Raw genomic sequence first — 22,357 nt, 5'->3', positions numbered from 1 at the left:
CCGGCCGCGCCGTTGCGGGAAACGGCCATGGCGGGAAAGCTTCGTCATCTGCCGCGTTTGGCCCCCATGCTGTCTAGCCCGCTCGAAGCCCGTCTCGCCACGCATCTCGACCTCACCTTTTCTGAACGTGAGACGTTGCGCGCGCTGGAGCGGCGGGAGCGGTCGTTCAAGGCGGGGGAAGTCGTGGTGCGCGAGGGCGAGCGGCTCGACAGCCTGTACATCGTCGCGAGCGGCTGGCTGCATGGCTCAACCGAGATGAAGGGCGGCGATCGGCAAATCCTCCGCTTCTATTTCGTCGGCGATGTCACCACCACCTTCTCGATCGCCTGGGGCTATAGCGCCGCCACGCTGCAGGCGGTGAGCCACACCACCCTGTTCCAGATGCCGAAGGAGGCGTTCGGCCATCTCTTCCGCAAGCATCCGCGGCTGGGGGCGCTGATGTTCGCCATTGCCTCCTCCGAACAGGTCGCGATGGCCGATCGCCTCACCTCGATCAGCAAGACTGACGGCTTCACCCGCATCGCGACGTTGCTGCTCGACATCCGGTCGCGGCTGCGCGTCGTCGACAATCTCGAAGGCTGTTCGTTCGAACTGCCGCTGACGCAGAAGGATCTCGGCGACGCGGTCGGTCTGACCAAGACCCACGTCAATCGCTCGCTCAAGGCGCTGGAGGCGACCGGGCTCGTCTCGCGTGTCGGTCGGGTGATCCGGATCAGCGATATCAACAAGCTCGCGGCGCTGGTCGACTTCAACGACCGGCATAGCCAGATCGACGTCGACTGGCTGCCGCCGGTCGGCGCAGAACCGGCGTAAGAAAATGATCTAAGTCACCGCGAAAGCGCCGCTCGGTGACGTAGGTCATCGCCAGCGCCGAATATCTTCCGGTTCGCGCGAAACGCGGGAACGGGGGCATCCGCCCCGACCTTTCCGCCCCACTGGCCCGATCGGGTGTTGGCGGGGACGATAAGTGGCGGAACGTTTGGGTGTGGCGATCGTCGGGGTCGGCGGCGCGGTGGCGACGACGGCGATCGCCGGGATCGAGATGATCAAGGCGGGGTCGAACAGCTTCGACGGCCTGCCGCTCGCGCATCGCGACATCGCCGGGATGATCGCCTATCGCGATCTCGAATTTGGCGGCTGGGACCTATCCGAGGAGACGCTCGGCACGCTGGCGCTGCGCCACGGTGTGATCGGTGAGAAAGAGCTCGCCGACGGCGCCTCCGCGCTCAACGACATGCGCGCCTGGAAAGCGGCCGGCTCGACCGGCTATTGCGCGAATATCGACGGCGGCAACAAGCTGGCCAGCGGTCATCGGGCGGCGGTTCGCCAGATCCAGGACGATCTCAAGCGCTTCGCCGCGGACCGCCAGCTCGACCGGGTGGTCGTCGTCAACCTCGCCTCGACCGAGCGCGTGCCGGACTTCGCGGAGGCGGCGCTGCAATCGCTCGAGGGGTTTGAGCGCGGGCTCGATACCGACGATGCCGCGATCAGTCCGGCGATGCTCTACGCCTATGCGGCGATCGACGCGGGCACGCCCTACGCGAATTTCACGCCCTCGGTCGCGGCAGACGTCGCGCCGCTCGCCGCGCTGGCGGCGGAACGCAACGTGCCGATCGCCGGCAAGGACGGCAAGACCGGCCAGACCTTCATGAAGACGGTGATCGCCCCGGCGCTGCGCGACCGCGCGTTGCATGTCGACGGCTGGTTCTCGACCAACATCCTCGGCAATTCGGACGGTCTCGCGCTCGACGATCCCAAGTCGCTGCAATCGAAGCTCGGCACCAAGGGCAGCGTGCTCAACTCCATCCTCGGCTATCCGGTCGAGGATCATATCGTGATGATCCATTATTACCGGCCGCGCGGCGACGACAAGGAAGCGTGGGACAATATCGACCTGACCGGCTTCATGGGCCAGAAGATGCAGCTCAAGCTCAACTTCCTCTGCAAGGACTCGATCCTGGCGGCGCCGCTCGCGATAGAGATCGCGCGCTGCCTCGACCTCGCGCAGCAGCGCGGCGAGGGCGGCGTGCAGGAGCAGATGGGCCTGTTCTTCAAGCTGCCGCAGACGCAGGGCGCGGGTGATCCGGTGCACGGCGTGCCCGAACAGCAGCTGATCCTCGACACCTGGTTGAACGGCACGCGCGCGTGAGCCTGATGGCGGCGGACGCGGCGGGGGCGGATAGGCTCTCGCCGGCCGCCCTCCCCCTCTTCCGCGAACTCGGCGACCTGAAGCGGATTCATTCTGCCACGGCGCCGGGATCGATCGCCGAGCGCCTGTTCGTCTCCGGCTGGGCCGCACTGGTCCGCGGCGACGCCCCGGCACAGGTGATGGCGCAGGTCGTCGGCGCGGCGCTGGTATCGGCGCGGCTGGGCGACCTCGATCTGGCCGCGTTGCAAGCGCTCGGCGCGGGAGACGGCGCGGTCGACGTGCTGGCCCGCGCCTTCGACGCGATGACGGCGGATCTCGATCCGTCGCTGCGCGCGCGGCTGCGTCGGGCCTTAACGCAGGGCAGGCCGACGCCGGGCGCCACGCCGGCCTTCGTCGGCAAGCTGGCGCGCCAGCCGCGCGCCGGCGTGACCTGCCCCGGCGCACCGCGCATCGTTTTGCAGCCGGCCGAGAACCATGCCGAACACTGCCTGATGGTCGCGGTCTACGGCGTGCTGGCGAGCCCGTGGCACGGCGCCGATCCGGTGCGCGTCTTCCTCGCCGGCATGGCGCATCACCTGCACAATGCCGACATGCCGGACAGCGGTTACTCCGGCGAGATGCTGCTCGGTGATTTGCTGGAGGCGGTGATCGAGCGGGCGCGAGAGGCCAGCCTCGACGAACTCGCCGCGGCCAATCCGGCGCTGGCCGAGACGATACGCGAGGCGCTGGCGCCGATCGCCGGCGACCAGACGCCGGAGGCGCGCGCCTTCCACGTCGCGGACGTGCTCGATCGCGTCCTCGAGATCGAACAGCATATGCGCGCCGCGCGCCTGTCGATGGGGATCGTGCTCGATGAGTACGGGCTCGTCCACGATGGCCCGGTCAAGGCGTTTCACGACCGCATCCTGGCGGACGCAGGTCTGGCGTGAGCTATCGTTCGCCCGTCACCGGCCGCCTGCTCGTCGCGGACACGCCCCATTCGCTGACCGCGCCGGGCGAGCGCTGGCCGGTCGTCGACGGCATCGCCTATCTGCGCACCGACAGCGAGGGGCTGGTTTCGGTCGCGCTCGACCATCTCGATGCCGGCTGTCCGGACGATGCGCTCGTCGCGCTGCTGACCGATCAGGACGATTGGTGGACCGGCCCGGCGACCGACCTCGGCGAGCTCAAGCAACTGGTCCGCCGACGCGACGAGCTGACGCTGCGCGAGGCGATGGCCTTGCTGCGGCTGGGGCCGGTGGCGGATTATTTCGCCTATCGCTGGAGCGATCCGACCTATCTCGCCGGCCTCGCGCTGGTGGAAGCGCATTGGCAGGCCCCCGCCACCGCCTTCGAACTCGCCTGCGGTATCGGCCATTACCTCCGCGAATTGACCGCCCGCGGGGTCGCGTGCACCGGCGCCGACGTCGTGTTCGCCAAATGCTGGCTCGCCAAGAACTGGGTAGCGCCGGCGGCCGATTACGTCGTGTTCGATGCGGCGGCGCCGTGGCCGATCGCCGATGCGCGCTTCGATCTCGTCACCTGTCACGACGCCTTCTACTTCCTGCCCGATCAGCCGCGCGTGGCGGACAGCCTGCGCGCCGCGGTCGCACCGGGCGGCGTGCTGGCGATCAGCCATCTCCACAATCTCGACTATGCCGGCGGCGCCAAGGGACCGGCGCGACGCACGGACGCATGGCAAACGATTTTCGCCGACGCGATCGTCTACGATGAACGCACCCTGCTCGACGCGCTGATGCGACGGACCGCGCCGGGCCCGGTCGGGTGGGTGGCGGATACGGACGTCGAGGCCTGGTCGCTGGTCGAGCGGCATGGCGACGCCCCCGCCCGCCCCGTCGACGGCGGCCTGGCGATGCCGCTCCCCGGCGCGACGCTGCGCCCCAACCCGTTACTGGGTCCGCATGGGGCGGTGTGGCCGTCCGATCGCTATCGCGACGAATATGGCAAGGGCTGCCTGTGGGCGCAGCCGGATGCGGCTGTACCGACCCCCGACGCCGCCCGGCTGCGCCGGCTCGTCGATCTGCCGGAGCGCTGGTGATGCGCTGGGGCATCGCCGGATATGGCTGGGTGGCACGCGACTATATGGCGCCCGGCATCGCCGCGGCCGGCGGCCGGGTCACCGCCATTGCCGACCCGTCGCCCACCGCTCGAGCGCGCGCGGAGGCGCAGGGTCTGGCGGTGTTCGACGGCGTGGCGGAGATGCTCGCCGCGGGCGCCTGCGACCTCGTCTATGTCGCGACGCCGAACGACGCGCATCTCGATCCGGTGCGCGCCTGCGCCGCGGCGGGCGTGCCGGTGTTGTGCGAGAAGCCGATCGCCGCGACGCTCGATCAGGCGGAGGCGATGGCGGCGGCGGTGTCGGGCGACATGCTCTACGGCACCGCCTTCGATCAGCGTCACCATCCCGCGCATGACGCGCTCGCGCGCGTGATCGCCGAGGATGGGATCGGGCGGCCGGTCGCGGTGCGGATCGTCTACGCTTGCTGGGTCGATCCGGCCTGGACGCCCGACGGCGGGGCGCATGACAATTGGCGCGCCGATCCGGTGCGCGCGGGCGGCGGCGCGGTGATCGATCTGGCGCTGCACGGCCTCGATCTGTGCCAGCGCCTGCTCGACGAGCCGCTGGTGCGGCTGTCGATCGCGCTGCAACGGCGGATCCACGCCTATCCGGTCGACGACGGCGGCATGTTGACCGGGGTGACGGCGAGCGGCGTGCTCTTCCAGAGCCACGTCGCCTACAATTGCGCCGAGGTCCTGCCGCGCCGCCGGCTGGAGGTGCTCGGCGAGCGTGGTCTGCTCGTCGCCACCGACACGATGGGGCAGACCGCGGGCGGCACGCTGGTGCGGCGCTGCGCGACGACCGGCGACGAGACGCCGATCGCCTTCGATGCCGCGACGTCGCCCTTCACGGCACAGGCCAAGGCGTTCATGCGGGCGGCATCGGGCGCGCCGCACGACTTCTCGATGACGCGCGACCTCGCGCTGATGCGGCTGTTCGACAGCGCCTACGGAGAGGCCCGATCATGGCTTTGAGCTGGTTCGCCTGCGCCAATTGCGGCTTCTGGCAGCATCATTTCGCCCCGCCCGACTGCCCGGTGTGCAGCGACGTGCGCAACGACCTGCCCGAGGACGGCTGGCACTTCCTGCCCGAGGCGGAGGTCGCCGCGACGCATGACGGCGGCGGCCGCGAGGTCGCGCCGGGGCTGTGGGCATTCACCACCCGTCCCGTGCTCGGCCTCGCCGGTACCGGCTGGCTGATCGTGCGGGACGGCGGCAACATCGCCTTCGAGGCGGCGCCTTATTATTCGGACGCGATGCTGGAGCAGATCGCCGCCCTGGGCGGCATCGCCTGTCTGTCGGCCAGCCATGCGCACGGCTATGGCGCCCTGTTCCAGCTGCAACGCCGCTTCGATCCGGCGATCGTCGCGATCCAGCGCGACGATCTGCGCATGACCAAGGCGTTCCGCGTCACCGCCCCGTTCGACGACCTGCTTGAACTCGCGCCGGGCTATACCCTCCATCACGTCGGCGGCCATTATGAGGGGCAGGCCTGCCTCTACGATGCCCCCGGCCGGCGGCTGTTCTGCGGCGACATGTTCAAGATCGACCAGGATGGCGAGGGACGCAGTTACGCGATCTCCAGCCACAAGGCGTTCCACAAGGACATTCCGCTGACCCATGCCGAGCTGCGCCGGTACCGCGCGGTAATCGAACCGCTCGCCTTCGACGCGGTGCTGACGCCGTTCGAATTCGCCCCCGACATCGACCGGACGCTGGCGCTGCGCGCGCTCGACGACGGGCTGGCGCGGGCGCCCGGCGTAAAGAGGATGACGCTGTGACATCGACCCCGCGAATGACCGGAATGCCGGCCGACCTCGGCCCCGCGGCGCAGCGGTATCTCGCCGCCTTTCCCAAGGGCGACGTGGTCGCCTTCCCGATCCACGCGCTCGACCGACTCGGCCTGCCGGTGTGGGTGGTCGCTTTGTTCCCGGATGATGCCGCCCTGTCGGGGATCATGCCCTATGGCGTCGGCTATGGCGCGACCGACGAGGCCGCGATCCTCGGCGGGCTCGGCGAGATCGCGGAGATGGTCTGGCCGACGCTGACGCTCGCCCGCCGGGCGAAGACGCGGGGCAGCTACGCCGATCTCGTCCGTACCCTCGGGAGCCGCGCGGTCGCCGACCCGCTGACGCTCGGCCTGCCCGCGGGATCGCCGGTCGACTGGGACAGCGAACTCGACTGGGTCGAGGCGAAGCGCTGGGCGGACGGCTCGACCGTGCTCGTGCCGATCGACCTCGCGGCGTATTCGTCGAAGGAACTGGCGCCGGGCTACGTGCCGTTCACCACGATCATCTCGAACGGTATGGGCGCCGGTCCCGATCTCGACTGGGCGATCGGCCACGGCCTGTGCGAGATCCTGCAGCGCGACGGCAACGGCCTGCTGTTCCGCGCGCTCGACCAGGGCGTGATGCTCGATCTCGACGAACCGCTGCCGCCCGCGACGCAGGCGATCCTCGCCCGGTTCGACGCGGCGGGTATCCGCGCGATGCCGAAATTCGCCACCGACCAATATGGTCTGCCCAATCTCTATTGCGTCGGCGTCGATACGCGCGGCGAACCCGCCGCGCCGATCATGGTGACGGCGTGCGGCGAGGCCTGCCACCCCGATCGCACCGCCGCGCTGGACAAGTGCCTGACCGAATATGCCGCCAGCCGCGCACGCAAGGCCTTCGCCCACGGCCCGCGCGCACTGGTCGAGACCGTCGCGCCGGATGGCTATGTCCGTCGCTTCATGGCGCAGGCCGGCGGCGCGGCGAAATCGAGCGACCCGCGCGCCTTCACCGCGATGCAGGAATGGACGCGGCAGGATGCGGCGACGCTGCGCGACTGGCTCGGCGACAGCGTCCTCTCCGAACGGTCGCGCCACGCCTTCTCCGCTTTGCCCTCCGCGCCCGCGCCGGACGGCCATGCCCGCGCCGCAGCCGCGCGTGCCGCGGTCGAGGCAGCGGGGTTCGACGTCCTCTACGTCGACATGTCGCCCGACGATCGCGCGGTCAGCGTGGTCAAGGTGATCGTCCCCGGCATGGAGGTCGAGACGATGAGCTATTACCGCATCGGCACGCGCAACACCGAGAAGCTGCTGGCGATGGATTCGCCGCTGATCCAGTTCGGTGAGGCCGGGGCGGCGTTGCAGCGCATCCGCCTGCCCGCCGCCGATGCCGACCGCCTCGGCCATCCGCTGTTCGATACCGAGGCGGCGGATCGCCTCGTCGGGCCGCTCTACCCGCTCTATCGCGAGCCGGAGGCGCATCACGTCGGCTGGCGGGGAGCGCCGGCATGAGCCTGCGCTATGCCTACAACACCAACGGCGCCGCCAATCACCGGCTCGACGATGCGCTGCGGCTGATCGCCGACGCGGGCTATGCCGGCGTCGCCCTGACGCTGGACCATCACCACCTCGATCCCTTCGCACCCGATTGGGAGCGCGAGTCGGCGCGCGTCGCCGATCTGCTCGACCGGCTCGCGCTGGGCAGCGTGATCGAGACCGGCGCGCGCTATCTGCTCGATCCGCGCGACAAGCACGAACCCACGCTGATCGCCGCGACGGCGGACGGGCGCGCCCGGCGCGTCGCCTTCCTGTGCCGCGCACTCGACGTCGCGGCGCGGCTGGGCAGCGAGACGATGTCCTTCTGGGCCGGGGTGCCGAAGCCCGGCGTCGGGCGGGAGCAGGCGCGCCTGTGGCTCGACGAGGGTCTCCACCGCGTCCTCGACCATGCCGAGGCGGTCGGCGTCGAGGCGAGCTTCGAGCCGGAGCCCGGCATGCTGATCGAGACGGTCGGCGAATATGCGGCGCTGGCCGAGCGTCATCCCCGCCTGCGGCTGGCGCTCGACACCGGCCACTGCCTGGTGACGCAGGACATCGAGCCCGCCGAAGCGATCCGTCGCTATGCCGACCGGATCGGCACGGTCGCGATCGAGGACATGCGGCGCGGCGATCATACCCATCTGCCGTTCGGCGAGGGGGACATGGACGTGCCCGCGGTGCTGTCGGCGCTGGAGGCGATCGGCTTCGACCGGCTCGTCTGCGTCGAGCTGTCGCGGGAGAGTCCGCGGGCGCATGCCGCGATTCCCCAGTCGATCGCCTATCTGCGGGGGATCGCGGCGTGAGGATCTGCTTCGTCTCGCGCCGCTTCTTTCCCGCGATCTCGGGCATGTCGATCTATGCGATCAACCTGCTGCGCCAGCTCGTCGCGGCCGGTCACGACGTGACGATGATCAGCCAATTCTACGGCGATCCGGCGCGCGCGCGCGTCTACGGCGGCGGGCCGCCGCCGGCGGTCGCGGGCGTGCGCGTCGTCGGACTGGAAGCGCTCGGCGAACAGGCGGGCGGCGATTTCGAGCGGGACGTCGACGCGATCGTCGCGGCGATCACCGCCGAACATGCGCGTGCGCCGTTCGACGTGCTGCACGCGCAATATGGCTATCCCACCGGCTGGGCGACCCTGCTCGCCGCGCAGGCGCTCGGCCTGCCCTGCGTCGTCTCGATCCAGGGCGGCGACGGCCATTGGGTGGGATCGTGCTGTACCACGCACCGGATCGCGATGGAGCGGGTACTCGCCCACGCCAATGCGCTGCTGATCGGCGGCACCAGCTTCGCGCAGGAGGTGCACGCGCGGCTCGGCACACCGCTGGCGCGCTTCACGATCGTGCCCGGCGCGGTCGATACCGAGCGCTTTACCCCGCCCGCAGCGCCGCGGCCTGCCGACGGGCCGGTCCGCCTTTTCTATCACGGCCGCGTCGATCGCCGCAAAGGCGTGCTCGACATGCTTCACGCCCTGCGCGCCGTCGAAGGCGAGTGGCGGTGCACCGTGTCGGGGATCGGCCCCGACTATGACGCCGCCCGCACGCTCGCCGCGGACCTCGGCCTCGCCGACCGCGTGACCTTCAGCGGCTATGCCGATTACGACACCGTTCCCGCCCTGTATCGCGATCACGACGTCTTCGTCTCGCCGACCTATGCGGAGGGCTTCTCCAATACGATCCTCGAGGCGATGGCGAGCGGACAGGCGGTCCTCTCCTGCCGGTCGGTCGGCGTCGTCGATTGCATCCGCGACGGGGAGAACGGCCTGCTGATCGAGCCGGGCGATGTCGCGGCGCAGGCGGCCGCGCTCTCCCGCCTCGTCAACGACGAGGGCCTGCGCCATTGGCTTGCCGACGCGGCGCTGATCGAATGCCGGCGGATCTACAGCTGGCACACGGTGGGCCGGCAGATCATGGCGATCTACGACAGGGTGCGCGCCGCGCCGCCGCCGGCCGGGGTCAGCGCCGTTATACCGGTCGAGCCCTGCCGTTTTCGCGCGGAGCCGCACCTGCTGTGACCCATATCGTCGCCATCTCGCCGCACCTCGACGACGCCGCCTTCTCGGTCGGCGGGTATCTCGCCGCGCGGGCGCGTGCCGGCGACCGCGTCACCATCGTCACCTGCTTCACCGGCAACGTCGCGCGGCCGACCGGCTTCGCGCTCGCCTGTCAGCTCGACAAAGGCCTTTCCGCCGACGTCGACTATATGGTGCTGCGTCGTGGCGAGGATCGCGATGCCTGCGCCGTGATCGGCGCCGAGGCGGTGCACCTGCCGTTTCTCGAGGCGCCGCACCGCGGCTATGCCAGCGCCCCCGCCCTGTTCGCCGACCGGCGGAGCGACGACGGGCTGCTCGCGCCGCTTACCGTCGCGCTCGGCGAGCAGATCGAGCGACTGGCGCCCGATCGGCTGCTCGGTCCGCTCGCGATCGGCGATCACGTCGACCATTGGCTGGTCCGCGACGCGCTCGCCGCGACCGGCGCGGACCATCTGCTCTGGGAGGATTGGCCCTATCTTCGCCGCGCCGCCGCCGCACCCGACGAGACGGTGCGATTGCGCCACACACTGACCGAGCAGGATCGCGCCGACCGGCTCGCGATGTGCGCGGCCTATGTATCGCAGGTGTCGTTCCAATTCGGCTCGATCGCGGACCTGCAGGCCGCCACCGCCGCGGTCGCGGAAGAACGCCTCCATGGCTCTGGCTAGGACGACGCTGCGGCCACGCCATCGTGCCGGCGCGGTCGATCGGCCTTTTTCAGAAAGCGTAGCGGACCTCGCAGAACGGCAGCGCCGCGTCGAGCCAGCCGAGGAAGCGGTCGAGCCATTGCCGTTTCCACGCCGCCTTGTAGCGCAGGTTGCGCATGCCCGACTGGCTCCACTTGGCTTCCTGGATGTCGGGCCGCCACAGCCAGTCCTCGGCGCGCGGATGCCAGCGGAGGTTGAGGTCGTGCAGCCCGTCATTGTGGGTGAGGAAGATGATCTCGCATTTGAGCTGTGCCCGCGCCGCGGGCGACAGGGCCGCCTCCAGCTCGGCGAACAAGGCCTTCCATTCCGCCTCCCACCCCTCGTGGACGATGACGGGCGAGAAATTGACGTGCACCTCATAGCCGGCCGCGACGAAGTCGTTGATCGCGGCGATGCGTTCGCTCATCGGCGAGGTGCGGACATCGACCACCCTCGCGATCGTCTCCGGCATCAGGCTGAAGCGGATGCGGGTGCGGCCCTGCGGATCATAGTCGAGCAGGTCGCGATTGACGTATTTGGTCGCGAACGAGCCCTTGGCGTTCGGCATGTCCCGCAACGCGGTCACCAGGTCGCGGACATTGTCGGACAGCGAGGCGTCCACGGACAGGTCGCCATTCTCGCCGAGGTCGTAGACCCAGTCGCGCGGATCGATGGTGTCGGGCTTCGGCTTGGGCCCGAGTTTGGCGGCATGGCGGGCGAGCGCCCGCGTCACATCGTCGATGTTGACGAAGACGCTGATCGGATTGGCATAGCCCTTCCGACGCCCGACGTAGCAATAGGCGCAGGCCATCGCGCAGCCGTTCGACGACGACGGCGCGATGAAATCGGCGGAGCGTCCGTTCGGCCGCATCGCCATGCCCTTCTTGACGCCGAGCACGAGGATCTCGCGTTTGACGCGCAGCCAGTCCCCGGCGAGCGCCGGGTCGGCGAGCTGCGGGATCTTCCAGTGGCTCGCCACCTCGACCAGCTCCGCATCGGGAAAGCGTGCCAGCACCTCCCGACCGCGCGAATAGTCGCGCACCGCCGGTTCCAGATAGATGAGCTTCGGGTCGATCAGGGTCCGCGGCAACGCCATCGCCCGGATATGGGAACGCGCAGGCCGGGAAGCCACCGGGTGCAGGGCTTGCGGAACGTTGCAGGTCGGCCTGCGTCTCGAATTTATGGATGCCGCCCGGCCAGCTCTGCAGCCGACCGCGCGCTAATATGCGAAGACCGGGAGGCGCTGTGAGCGATGCAGAGGAACTGGGCCTGCCCGCGCATGCCTTCGACAAGCAGGACGACGGGGGCGATCTTGCCTTCTACGCCGACCCGCGCCTCGTCACACATATCGACGCGGGCGCCATCGCCGCACTCACCCGCCATTATGCCGCGCTGCTCGCACCGGGGGATCGCGTGCTCGACCTGATGTCGAGCTGGGTCAGCCATCTGCCCGAGACGCTCGACCTCGACGTCGTCGGCCACGGCATGAACGCCGCTGAGCTCGCCGCCAACCCGCGCCTGTCCCGCTGGTTCGTCCAGGACCTCAACCGTGATGCCCGGCTGACCGAGCCCGATGACAACTTCGACGCCGTGCTGATCTGCGTCGGCGTCCAGTATCTGCAACGGCCGCTGACGATCTTTCGCGAGCTGCGGCGGGTGCTGCGCCCGGGTGGCATGGTCGTCGCCAGCTACTCGAACCGTTGCTTTCCCACCAAGGCGGTGGCGGTCTGGCGCCACCTCGACATGGAAGGTCAGGCCGCGCTCATCCGGCTCTATTTGGAGACGGCCGGCTTCCACGACATCCGACCGCTGGTCCTGGCGGACGGGCGCTCCGGCGATCCGTTGATCGCGGTCGACGGGCGCGCCTGACCGTCTATGGACCGTCTGGACCGAAGCCGATGCGGGACCGTTTTGTGACGATGCATGCGATCGAGACGCGGGGGCTGGCGAAGACGGTGGGGCGCGACCGCCGGCTGTTCCACGACCTGTCGATGGCGGTGGCGCCGGGCGAGCTCGTCGCGATCACCGGCGATTCGGGCGTCGGCAAATCGACGTTGCTCAACATCCTCGCCGGGCTCGACGATGCCGATGCGGGCGAGGTCCGAATCGAGGGCATCGCGCTCGCCGGTCTGGCCGAAGCGCCGCGCACCCGCCTGCGCCGCGAGCGGATCGGCTTCGTCTTCCAAGCCTTCCACATCCTGCCGTATCTGACCCTCGAACAGAATGTCGCACTGCCACTCGCGCTGATCTCGCCGGACGCCGCCGCTGCTCGGGATCAGGCGCGCGCGATGCTCGGCGAGGTCGGCCTCGCCGATCGTGGCCGCGACTATGCGCGCGATCTGTCCGGCGGCGAGTTGCAGCGGGTCGCGATCGCGCGGGCGCTGGTCCACCGGCCGGCGGTGATCCTCGCCGACGAGCCGACCGGCAATCTCGATCCCGATACCGCGACGCGCATCCTCGACCTGTTCGCGCGCGCGGTGCGCTCGCGAGACGCGGCGGCGGTGATCGTGACGCATTCGGTGGCCACCGCCGCGGTCGCCGACCGGGTGCTCCGGCTCACCGCACACGGCCTGGTCGAGCAGCCGCTCGTGGCCGTGGATGGCTGAGGCGGGACTGCTCCGCTCGCGGCTGGCGCTCGCCTGGCTCGTCCTCGGCGAATGGCGCTGGCATCCGGGTCGCTTCGCCGCCACCGCCGTGGCGATCGCCGTCGGCGTCGCGCTCGGCTTCGCGGTGCATCTCGTCAACGGCTCGGCGCTCGCCTCGTTCGAGCAGGCGGTGACCGGTGTCAACGGCGTCGCCGACCTCCAGGTCCGCGCCCGCACCCCGCTCGGCTTCGACGAACGCCGCTATCCCCGCATCGCGACCGCGCCGGGCGTGACGGATGCGAGCCCGGTGATCAGCCTGTCGGCGCGGGTCGGGTCGGGTCGGTTCACGCTGCTCGGCCTCGACGTGATCCGCGCCGCCGCGGTGACGCCGAGCCTCATCGGCACGCGGCCCACCGGACCCGACGCACGCAGCGACGCCGTTTTCGCCGACGATGCATTGTTCCTGTCACGCGCCGCGCTGACCGCGACCCGGACCCGCGTCGGCGACCGCCTGCCCGTCACCGCCAACGGCCGCACCGTGAGCCTGCGCGTCGCCGGCACGCTGCCCGGCGCGGCGGCCGGTCAGGCGCTCGGCACCATCGATATCGCCGCGGCGCAATGGCGCTTCGGCCGGCTCGGGCGGATCGACCGGCTCGACCTCAAGCTCGCCGACCGCAGCGCCGCCGAGCGCGCCCTGCCCGCCCTGATCGGTGCGGACGCGACCATCGTGTCGGACGACAGTCAGGCGCGACAAGGCGACGCGCTCAGCCGCGCCTATCGCGTCAATCTCGACATGCTCGCGCTCGTCGCGCTGCTGACCGGCGGCTTTCTGGTCTTTTCGGCGCAGACGCTCTCGGTGACCCGCCGGCTGCGCGCCTTTGCGCTGGTGCGCACGCTCGGCCTGCCCCGCAGCGGCATCGTCGCCGCGGTGGCGCTGGAGGGGATCATCATCGGCCTCGTCGGCGCGACGCTCGGCCTGATCGCCGGCTATGCGATGGCGTCGGCGGCGCTGCGCCTGTTCGGCGGCGACCTCGGCGGCGGCTATTTCGGCGGCGGCACCGCGCGGGTCGTGTTCCAGCCGGTCGCCGCCGCGACCTTCTTCGCGCTCGGCCTGGCGGCGGCCTTGCTCGGCAGCATCCTGCCGGCGCGCGCGGCGGCACGGGCGGCGCCCGCCGCGGCGCTCAAGAATGCCGGCGACGTGCTCGATCCGCGCGCCCCGGTGCCGTGGCGACCGGCGCTCGTGCTGCTGCTCGCCGGCGGCGGCACGGCGCTGCTGCCGGCCGTGGGCGGCCTGCCGGTGTTCGGTTTCGTCAGCATGGCGCTGCTCCTTGCGGGTGGCGTCGCCGGCGTGCCGTGGCTGGTCCGCTGGCTGCTGTGGCCGTGGCGGGAGCGTGAGATCGCGTCGGTGCCGCGGTTGCTGGCGATCCGCCACGTGCAGGGTGCGCCGGGCCAAGCGGCGATCGCTTTGTGCGGGATCGTCGCCTCCACCGCGCTGATGATCGCGATGGCGACGATGGTGACCAGCTTCCGCGGCGCCGTCGACAGCTGGCTCGGACAGGTGTTGTCGGCCGATCTGTACCTGCGCGCCGAAAGCGGCGATCTCGATCCTGCGACGCAACGCCGGATCGCGGCGATCCCCGGCATCGGCCGGGTGGCGTTCAGCCGCCAATTGCCGCTGACGGTCGCGCCGGACCGCCCGCCGGTGACGCTGATCGCCCGGCCGGTCCGCGGTGATGCCGGATACCCGCTGCTCGTGCTGCTCGACCGGGCGGCGGTGCCCGCAGGTGCGACGCCGGTCTGGGTGTCGGAGCCCGCGGCGCGGCTCTACGGCTGGTCGCCCGGCCGCACGCTGCGGCTTCCGATCGGCGGTCGACCGGCGCGCTTCTTCGTCGCCGGCGTCTGGCGCGACTATGCCCGCCAGCAGGGTGCGCTGGTGATCCGGGATGGCGACTATGTCCGCCTGACCGACGACCGCGGTCGCGACGAGGCGGCGATCACCCTTCCCCCGCATGCCGATATCGCGACGGTGCGCCGCGCGGCGGCGGCGGTGCTGCCTGCGGGCGTGTCGATCGCGGAGCCCGCCGCGCTGCGCCGCTTCGCGCTGCAATTGTTCGATCGCAGCTTCAAGATCACCTATGTGCTGGAGGCGGTCGCGATCCTCGTCGGCCTCGCAGGGGTCGCGGCGACGATGTCGGCGCAGACGATCGCGCGATCCAAGGAATTCGGCATGCTCCGCCACCTCGGCCTGACCCGCGGACAGGTGACCGCGATGCTGGCGAGCGAGGGCGCGCTGCTCGGGCTGATCGGCGCGGTCGCCGGCGTCGCGCTCGGCGCGCTGCTCGGCCAGGTGCTGATCCATGTCGTCAATCCGCAGTCGTTCAACTGGACGATGACGACGCTCTGGCCGGTCGGCACGATCGCCGGGGTGACGGCGGCGCTGACCGGCGCGGCGGCGCTGACCGCGATGCTGGCCGGCCGGCGCGCGACCGCCGGCGATGCGGTCGCCGCGGTGAGGGAGGATTGGTGATGCGCGCGCTCCTCGCGCTGGCCGCCGCCGCCGGGCTGGCGGCGCCGGCGCCCTATCCCGTGGTGCGTCCCGGCATCCGCCTGTCCTTCCCCGCGGACCACGGCGCGCACCCCGCGTTCCGCACCGAATGGTGGTACGTCACCGGTTGGCTGAAGGGCGAGGACGGCCGCGACATCGGCTTCCAGATCACCTTCTTCCGCGTCAATCCGCATGCCGCCGGCGACAACCCCAGCCGCTTCGCCGCGCGTCAGGTGATCTTTGCCCATGCGGCCCTGTCGGATTCGCGGGTCGGCCACATCCTCCACGCCGAGCGCGCCGCGCGCGCCGGCTTCGGGCTCGCGGGTGCGGCGACCGGCGATGCGGACGTGCGGCTCAACGGCTGGACCTTCCGCCGGCTGGCCGATGGCCGCTTCGCCAGTCGGGTGGGCGGCCGCGACTTCGCGCTCGACCTGACCTTCCGGCCGACGCAGCCGCCGCTGCCGCAGGGGCAGGACGGGTACAGCCGCAAGGGGCCGAAGCCCGAACAGGCGAGCTATTATTACTCCATGCCGCATCTCGCGGTGACGGGGGCGGTCGTCCGCGCAGGCCGGACCGAGCGGCTGCGCGGCGAGGCCTGGCTCGACCGGGAATGGTCGTCCGACTATCTCGCCAGTGACGCTGCCGGCTGGGACTGGACCGGGCTCAACCTCGACGATGGCGGTGCGCTGATGGCCTTCCGCATCCGCCGCAAGGGCGGCGGCATATTATGGGCCGGCGGCTCCTATCGCCGCGCCGATGGGCGCACGACCCGGCTGTCCCCCGCGGATGTCGCCTTCTCGCCCACCGCGACGTGGCGCTCGGCCCGGACCGGCGCCCGCTATCCGGTCGCGCAGATGCTGCGCATACGGCTGCCCGGCGGCATCCGCGCCTTTCCGCTCCGCCCGGTCTTCCCGGATCAGGAGGTCGACGCGCGCGCCGCCGGTCAGCCGGTCTATTGGGAGGGCGCCGTGCGGACCGACGGCGGACGGGGCTATCTGGAGCTGACCGGCTATACCACGCCGCTGACGATGTAGCCAAAGCCGCCGCCCGGAACGATGCGCGCGACCGATCGTCCCGCTTGGTGACGTCTCAGCGAGGATATAGCGTGACCGACAGCACGACAGCGAAACGGATCGTCATCACCGGTGCCTCCAGCGGCATCGGCGCGGCCACCGCGGTGGCGTTCGCCGAGCGCGGCGCGCGGCTAATGCTCGCCGCCCGCGGGCAGGACGGCCTCGAGGCGATCGCCGACCGCTGTCGCGCCGCGGGAGGTGAGGCGGTCGTTCGGGTCGTCGACGTCACCGACGCCGGGGCCGTGGCACGGCTCGCGACCGAAGCGCGCGAGCAGCTCGGCGGGATCGACGTCTGGTTCAGCAACGTCGGGGTCGGCGTCGTCGGCCGCTACGAAGACGTGCCGATCGCCGAGCACGCGCAGGTCATCGCCACCAACCTCGTCGGGCATATGAACGACGCGCATGCCGTGCTGCCGATCTTCCTGGCGCAGGATTACGGCATCTTCATCAACATGATCTCGGTCGGCGGCTTCGTCGCGACGCCCTATGCCGCGGCCTATTCGGCGAGCAAATTCGGCCTGCGCGGGTTCAGCGAGGCGCTGCGCGGCGAGCTGTCGAAGCGCCCGCACATCCATGTCTGCGATGTCTATCCGACCTTCGTCGACACGCCCGGCATCGATCACGCCGCCAATTACACCGGGGCGGCGCTGTCGCTGCCGCCGGGCTCGCTCGCCCCGGCGACGGTCGCGAAGGCGGTGGTGCGCCTCGCCGATCATCCCCGCAACACCACGGCGATCGGCGCCCCCGCCCTGGCGCTGAAGGTCAGCCAGTTCCTCGTCCCCAACCTCGCCGCCGCGATGATGAACGGCTTCATGGACAGCTGGAGCGGAAAGGCCGCGCCCGGCGAGGACGGCAGCGGCACCTTGTTCGATCCGCCCGCCGCGCCCAGCGGCATCGAGGGCGGCCGCCGCCATCCGCAGCGACGCCGCAAGGCTGCGACTGCGGCAGGCGTCGGGGCGGCAGTCGGGCTCGCGGTGGTCGGCGGCCTGCTGTGGCGGAGGCGCTGAGCGCATAGCCGCGTCCGAGCGTCTCGCGGCGCACGCTCTACCGACGATCCTGCGGTGACGCGAGCGGACCGGCTTGGCCGACGCCGCCGCCTCATCTGGCCGCACGCAGCAGGTTGATCGGACACAACCCACTACAGGAACATTTGGTAGGACAATTGCCGCTTCCCGAGCTAGATTATCCGGCAAAGCCGGACACACGGTGCTACGGGAGATCAAGGGTGCGGACATTCTGGTCCTGCCGGGATGCGCAACGATGCTGAGCGGGATCCCCGTTCGCCAAGCGCCTCGCGCCGCTGCCGTCACCCGGCGCACCCCGAAGGTGTCGAACGATGGCGACGTCGGTAGGATGTTCATGACTCCGGTCGTGCGCGCCAAGTCCACGGTCGGCTCCGCCTCCGCCCGGCGCAAGACGCGCACCCACCGCAAGGTACGGCCCGTTCCCCCGCACCGCGCCGCCGAATGTCCGACAGCGGACCGGCCGCCGTCGCACCGTTCAGGGAGACGCCCGCGATGACAGGCTTCCGCCATCCCCTCGCGCTCGCCCTGCTCGCGGCGACCCTGCCCGTCCCCACGCAGGCAGACCCCATTATCCAGACGCGGTTCACCGCCGATCCCGCGCCGATCGTGCATGACGGCGTCGTCTATCTCTACACCAGCCATGACGAGGACGATGCCGACGGCTTCAGGATGCTCGACTGGCGCCTGTACAGCTCGACCGACATGGCGAACTGGACGGATCGCGGTACGGTCGCCTCGCTGAGGACCTTCCCCTGGGCGAACCAGACCAACGACGCCTGGGCGCCGCAGGTGGTCGCGCGCAACGGCAAATTCTATCTCTACGCGCCGATCACCGTCGCGGGATCGCCGCGCAACGTGATCGCCGTCGCGGTCGCCGACAGTCCCGCCGGGCCGTTCCGCGATGCGCTCGGCAAGCCGCTGATCGCGCCGGGCGAGGGCTTCTTCGATCCCACCGTCTGGATCGACAGCGCCGGGCAGGCCTATCTGTATTGGGGTAATCCGGACCTGTGGTACGTCCGGCTCAACCCCGACATGGTGAGCTATTCCGGACCGGTCACCAAGGGGCAGCCGCGCCTCACCGACTATCAGGAAGGACCGTGGTTCTACGGTCGCAATGGCCATTACTACATGGCCTTCGCCTCGACCTGCTGCTCCGAAGGCATCGGCTATGCAATGAGCGAGCGGCCGACCGGCCCGTGGACGTACAAGGGGCCGATCATGGACCACGACAGCCGCGCCACCGGCAACCACCCCGGCATCATCGACTATAAGGGCGGGTCCTATCTGTTCGGCTTCAGCTACGATCTCAACTTCGCGCTGACGCCGATCCATCACGAGCGTCGCTCCGTCTCGGTTGCGAAGTTCAGCTACAATGCCGACGGCACCATCCCCAACCTCCATTGGTGGGACAGGACCAGCGCACCGCAGATCGGCACGCTCGATCCCTATAGACGGGTCGAGGCAGAGACGATCGCCTGGACGTCGCGGATCAAACGCGACCGCGATCGTCCCTATGCCTGGACGCCCGGCGTCACCACCGCCGGGGATGGCAACGGCGCCGTCTATGTCACCCGCACCGGCGATCGCAGCTACATCAAGGTCGCCGGCGTCGATTTCGGCGCGGGCGCACGCGCGTTCCGCGCCCGCATCGCCAAGGGCACGCCCGGCGCGACGATCGAGCTGCGGCTGGACCGTACCGACGGGCCGGAGATCGGCACGCTGCCGGTCGGCGACGCGGGCGCGTGGCGGGAGAAGACCGCCGCCGTCTCCGCCGCGCGCGGCGTGCACGATCTGTACCTGATCTTCCGCGGCGGTGACGCCGCGTCGCTGGTGGATGTGGATAGCTGGCAGTTCGATGCGATGCCGAGGGGAGCGAAGGCATGAAGGGGTATTGGATCGCTCCCGCTGCGGCGCTGTGCGCGGCGGCCCCCGTCGTCGCGCAGGCGCCCACCGGCCTCGATGCGCTCGGGCAGGTACAGGCGGTCGCGCCGGCGCCGGCCGATGCCGGATTCCACTACCGGCGCCTGCGCAACGGCGTGCAGTTCACGCTCGGCGGCGTGACCAAATCGCTGATCTTCTACGCCCCCGGCGTCGTGCGGGTGAGCGCGAACCTCGGCAAGTCCTATTGGACGGCCCGCAGCCTCGTCGTGATCCGCGCGCCCGGCAACGTGCCCTTCACCGTTGGCGACGACGCAGACACGCTTACGGTGAGCGACGCCAGACTGCGGATCGTCATCGACAAACGATCCGGTGCCGCCAGTTATTATGACGCGGCGGGCCGGCTGCTCACGCGCGAGAAAGCCGACGCGCCGCAGACGATCAGCAGACGCATGATCTCCGGCGCGCCGACCTACGAGGTGGAAAACCGGTTCACGCTCAAGCCGGACGAAGGCATTTATGGCTTCGGCTTCACCGCCGACGACGAGGTCAACCGGCGCGGCAAGGACCTGCTGCTGGTGCAGACCAACGTCGGCATCATCATCCCCGTTATGGTCTCGACGGAACGCTATGGCGTGCTGTGGGACAGCTATTCGCAGATGCGCTTCAGGGACGATGCGGACGGCGCCCGGCTCTGGGCGGAGAGCGCGCCGGGCGGTGTCGATTATTACGTCATGGCCGCCGACACGATGGACGGCGTGGTCGGCGCCTATCGCTGGCTGACCGGCGACGCGCCGATGTTCCCCAAACAGGCCTTCGGGCTGTTCATGAGCAAGGAGCGCTATCCGACGCAGGACCGCCTCGTCGACGTCGCGCGCACCTTCCGGCGCGAAGGCTTCCCGCTCGATTACATCGTGCAGGACTGGCAATATTGGGGCGGCGACAAGGACGGCACCTGGTCGGGGATGATGTGGGACCCGAAACGCTATCCGGACCCGGTGGCGATGAGCCGCGACATCCACGATTTGCACATGAAGCTGATGGTGTCGATCTGGCCCTCGGTCGGCAACGACACGCCGCTCGCCCGCGCGCTCGACCGCCACGGCCTTCGCTTCCAGCCGCTGCACTGGATATCCAAGCAAGCGCGCGTCTACGACGCGTACAGCCCGCTCGGCCGCCAGATCTATTTCCGATACGTCAAGTCCGGCCTGCTCGACAAAGGCGTCGACGCCTTGTGGATGGATGGCACCGAGGTCGAGGTCAGCTCGGCGATGTGGAATCCGGTCGACAATGTGCGGGACACCAAGGCGCTGGGTCGCAACGCGCTGGGCGACTTCACGCGCTACCTCAGTCCCTATTCGCTGCTGACGACGCAGGGCACCTATGACGGCGAGCGCGCCAGCAGCGACAAGCGCGTCTTCACTCTGACGCGCTCGGCCTGGGCGGGTGCGCAGCGTACCGCGGCGGCATCGTGGTCGGGCGACATTTACGCGAACTGGCGTACCTTCGCGCAACAGGTGTCGGGCGGCGTCAACGTTACCATCACCGGCAACCCTTATTGGACGCAGGACACCGGCGGCTTTTTCGTCAGCGACTTTCCCGGTGGCGAGAAGAATCCGGCGTGGCGCGAGCTGTTCGCCCGCTGGTTCCAATATGCGACCTTCAACCCGATCATGCGCGTCCATGGTACCAGCGTCGAGCGCGAGCCATATATCTTCAAGACGCTCGATCCGGCGGTCTACAAGACCCTGCTCGACAGCGCGCACCTGCGCTATCGCCTGCTGCCCTATATCTACAGCCTGAGCGCGCGGGTGACGTCGGACGGGTATACGCTGATGCGGGCCTTGCCGATGGATTTTCCCGACGACCCGGCGGTGCGCAGCATCAACGACAGCTTCATGTTCGGATCGTCATTGCTCGTCCACCCGGTGACGCGCGCGATGTACCATATCCTGCCCTCCGCGGCGGGTACGGTGCCGGCCGACGTCTTGCGCAGCGCAGACGGCAAGACCGGGCTGACCGTCCAATATTTCGCCGGCGAGAATTTCGACAGGCCCGCCGGGCGTGCGCTCGACGCGACGATCGATCACACCTGGCCCGATCCGCCGCTCGCCGAACTGCCGCCGGGCCTCGGCTCGCTCGATCATTTCTCCGCGCGATGGCAGGGCGATCTGATCGCGCCGGAGGATGGCGAATATGAGATCGGCCTCACCGGCAACGACGGCATGCGCCTGTTCCTCAACGGCAAGCCCGCCATCGACGACTGGAATCGCAGCGCCACCCGTACCCGCACGGTGCGCTATACGCTGAAGAAGGGGGAACGGCTGCCGGTGCGGCTGGAGTTCTTCCACCCCGAAGGCGGACGCGTGTTCCGCTTCATCTGGCGGACGCCGGGTGCGTTGGCCCGCGATGCGGCGGTGCGCAACGCGCCGCGCGATCTGACGATGCGTACCTATCTGCCGCGCGGCACCAGCTGGTATGATTTCTGGACCAACGACCGCTATCCGGGTGGTCAGACCGTCGCACGCGCCGCGCCGCTGGACGTGATCCCGCTTTACGTGCGCGCCGGGACGATCCTGCCGATGGGACCCGTTCTCCACTATGCGACGGAGCAGCCGGATGCGCCGAATGACGTGCGCATCTATCCGGGCGCGAACGGCGATTTCACGCTGTACGAGGACGATAACGAGACCTACGCCTATGAAAAGGGCCAGTCGGCGCGCTACGATCTGCATTGGGATGACGGCCGGAGGACCCTGACGATCGGGGAGCGGCGTGGCACCTTCCCTACCCTCGTCAAGCGGCGGACGCTGCGTGTCATGCTGATGGCCGGTGCCGGCGGAGCGCCGGCGCGGCCACCGGAGACACGCCAAATCGCCTATGAAGGTCGGGCGCTCACGCTGCGTTTCTGACCGGATGCCTGACGCGCGTGTTCTGCGCCGGCGTGATGCGGCTCATCGGGCTCCCCTCGCCTGAGATGCCGTGGAAAGGCCGGGCAAGCCCGGACAGAGGTGCGCGT

Annotated in this window: 18 protein-coding genes; 17 read left to right on the top strand and 1 reads right to left on the bottom strand. The window is 69.8% G+C overall.

Annotated elements, in window-relative coordinates; genetic code table 11:
* Positions 1–27 precede the first annotated feature (27 nt).
* The 10 genes from BW41_RS08705 to BW41_RS08660 all read left to right on the top strand — a co-directional run bounded on the left by BW41_RS08705 (position 28) and on the right by BW41_RS08660 (position 10,214).
* Positions 28–813, top strand: a complete 786-nt coding sequence (locus tag BW41_RS08705; protein WP_081792996.1) for a Crp/Fnr family transcriptional regulator — start codon at positions 28–30, stop codon at positions 811–813.
* 154 nt (positions 814–967) lie between these two features.
* Positions 968–2,149: an inositol-3-phosphate synthase gene (locus BW41_RS08700; RefSeq protein ID WP_037533705.1), complete on the top strand. Its 1,182-nt coding sequence runs from the start codon at positions 968–970 to the stop codon at positions 2,147–2,149.
* Between the two features lie 5 nt (positions 2,150–2,154).
* A complete protein-coding gene (locus BW41_RS08695; RefSeq protein WP_037533745.1) occupies positions 2,155–3,078 on the top strand; it encodes an HD domain-containing protein in 924 nt (307 codons plus the stop codon).
* On the top strand, positions 3,075–4,187 hold the full coding sequence (locus BW41_RS08690; protein ID WP_037533703.1) for a class I SAM-dependent methyltransferase: 1,113 nt from the start codon (positions 3,075–3,077) through the stop codon (positions 4,185–4,187). The genes BW41_RS08695 and BW41_RS08690 overlap by 4 nt, the downstream gene beginning before the upstream one ends.
* The gene (locus BW41_RS08685; RefSeq protein WP_037533701.1) at positions 4,187–5,182 is read left to right on the top strand and encodes a Gfo/Idh/MocA family protein; all 996 of its coding nucleotides are present in this window, start codon (positions 4,187–4,189) and stop codon (positions 5,180–5,182) included. Before BW41_RS08690 ends, BW41_RS08685 begins: the two co-directional genes overlap by 1 nt.
* Complete coding sequence (locus tag BW41_RS08680) at positions 5,173–5,988, top strand: hypothetical protein (protein WP_037533699.1); 816 nt, start codon at positions 5,173–5,175, stop codon at positions 5,986–5,988. The genes BW41_RS08685 and BW41_RS08680 overlap by 10 nt, the downstream gene beginning before the upstream one ends.
* A gap of 14 nt (positions 5,989–6,002) precedes the next feature.
* Positions 6,003–7,490 (top strand): YcaO-like family protein, encoded by a 1,488-nt coding sequence (locus BW41_RS08675; protein WP_037533697.1) that lies wholly within the window; start codon positions 6,003–6,005, stop codon positions 7,488–7,490.
* Positions 7,487–8,317, top strand: coding sequence for a sugar phosphate isomerase/epimerase family protein (locus BW41_RS08670; RefSeq protein WP_037533695.1), 831 nt, complete (start codon positions 7,487–7,489; stop codon positions 8,315–8,317). The genes BW41_RS08675 and BW41_RS08670 overlap by 4 nt, the downstream gene beginning before the upstream one ends.
* Positions 8,314–9,528 (top strand): glycosyltransferase family 4 protein, encoded by a 1,215-nt coding sequence (locus BW41_RS08665; protein ID WP_037533693.1) that lies wholly within the window; start codon positions 8,314–8,316, stop codon positions 9,526–9,528. The genes BW41_RS08670 and BW41_RS08665 overlap by 4 nt, the downstream gene beginning before the upstream one ends.
* The gene (locus BW41_RS08660) at positions 9,525–10,214 is read left to right on the top strand and encodes a PIG-L deacetylase family protein (RefSeq protein ID WP_037533691.1); all 690 of its coding nucleotides are present in this window, start codon (positions 9,525–9,527) and stop codon (positions 10,212–10,214) included. Before BW41_RS08665 ends, BW41_RS08660 begins: the two co-directional genes overlap by 4 nt.
* A gap of 49 nt (positions 10,215–10,263) precedes the next feature.
* On the opposite strand, the gene BW41_RS08655 is transcribed toward BW41_RS08660, so the two are convergent.
* Positions 10,264–11,322 (bottom strand): spore photoproduct lyase family protein, encoded by a 1,059-nt coding sequence (locus BW41_RS08655; RefSeq protein WP_200870388.1) that lies wholly within the window; start codon positions 11,320–11,322, stop codon positions 10,264–10,266.
* 155 nt (positions 11,323–11,477) lie between these two features.
* Between BW41_RS08655 and BW41_RS08650 the strand changes: the two genes are divergently transcribed.
* The 7 genes from BW41_RS08650 (at position 11,478) to BW41_RS08620 (ending at position 22,250) form a co-directional block, all read left to right on the top strand.
* Positions 11,478–12,101 (top strand): class I SAM-dependent methyltransferase, encoded by a 624-nt coding sequence (locus BW41_RS08650; RefSeq protein ID WP_037533687.1) that lies wholly within the window; start codon positions 11,478–11,480, stop codon positions 12,099–12,101.
* A 29-nt stretch (positions 12,102–12,130) separates the two neighbouring features.
* A complete protein-coding gene (locus BW41_RS08645; RefSeq protein ID WP_037533685.1) occupies positions 12,131–12,838 on the top strand; it encodes an ABC transporter ATP-binding protein in 708 nt (235 codons plus the stop codon).
* Entirely contained in the window at positions 12,831–15,344 is a 2,514-nt protein-coding gene (locus BW41_RS08640) for an FtsX-like permease family protein (RefSeq protein ID WP_037533684.1), read from the top strand. The genes BW41_RS08645 and BW41_RS08640 overlap by 8 nt, the downstream gene beginning before the upstream one ends.
* A complete protein-coding gene (locus BW41_RS08635) occupies positions 15,344–16,396 on the top strand; it encodes a lipocalin-like domain-containing protein (RefSeq protein ID WP_037533682.1) in 1,053 nt (350 codons plus the stop codon). The genes BW41_RS08640 and BW41_RS08635 overlap by 1 nt, the downstream gene beginning before the upstream one ends.
* 71 nt (positions 16,397–16,467) lie before the next feature.
* A complete protein-coding gene (locus tag BW41_RS08630; protein WP_037533680.1) occupies positions 16,468–17,442 on the top strand; it encodes an SDR family oxidoreductase in 975 nt (324 codons plus the stop codon).
* Between the two features lie 510 nt (positions 17,443–17,952).
* Positions 17,953–19,344 (top strand): glycoside hydrolase family 43 protein, encoded by a 1,392-nt coding sequence (locus tag BW41_RS08625; RefSeq protein WP_037533744.1) that lies wholly within the window; start codon positions 17,953–17,955, stop codon positions 19,342–19,344.
* Entirely contained in the window at positions 19,341–22,250 is a 2,910-nt protein-coding gene (locus BW41_RS08620; protein WP_037533679.1) for a TIM-barrel domain-containing protein, read from the top strand. Before BW41_RS08625 ends, BW41_RS08620 begins: the two co-directional genes overlap by 4 nt.
* Positions 22,251–22,357 lie beyond the last annotated feature (107 nt).

This window comes from Sphingomonas sp. RIT328 (genome assembly GCF_000632225.1).
Taxonomy (GTDB): Bacteria; Pseudomonadota; Alphaproteobacteria; order Sphingomonadales; family Sphingomonadaceae; genus Sphingomonas; species Sphingomonas kyungheensis.
Note: the sequence above shows the minus strand (reverse complement) of the source record. Positions and strands in the feature narration are given on the sequence as shown.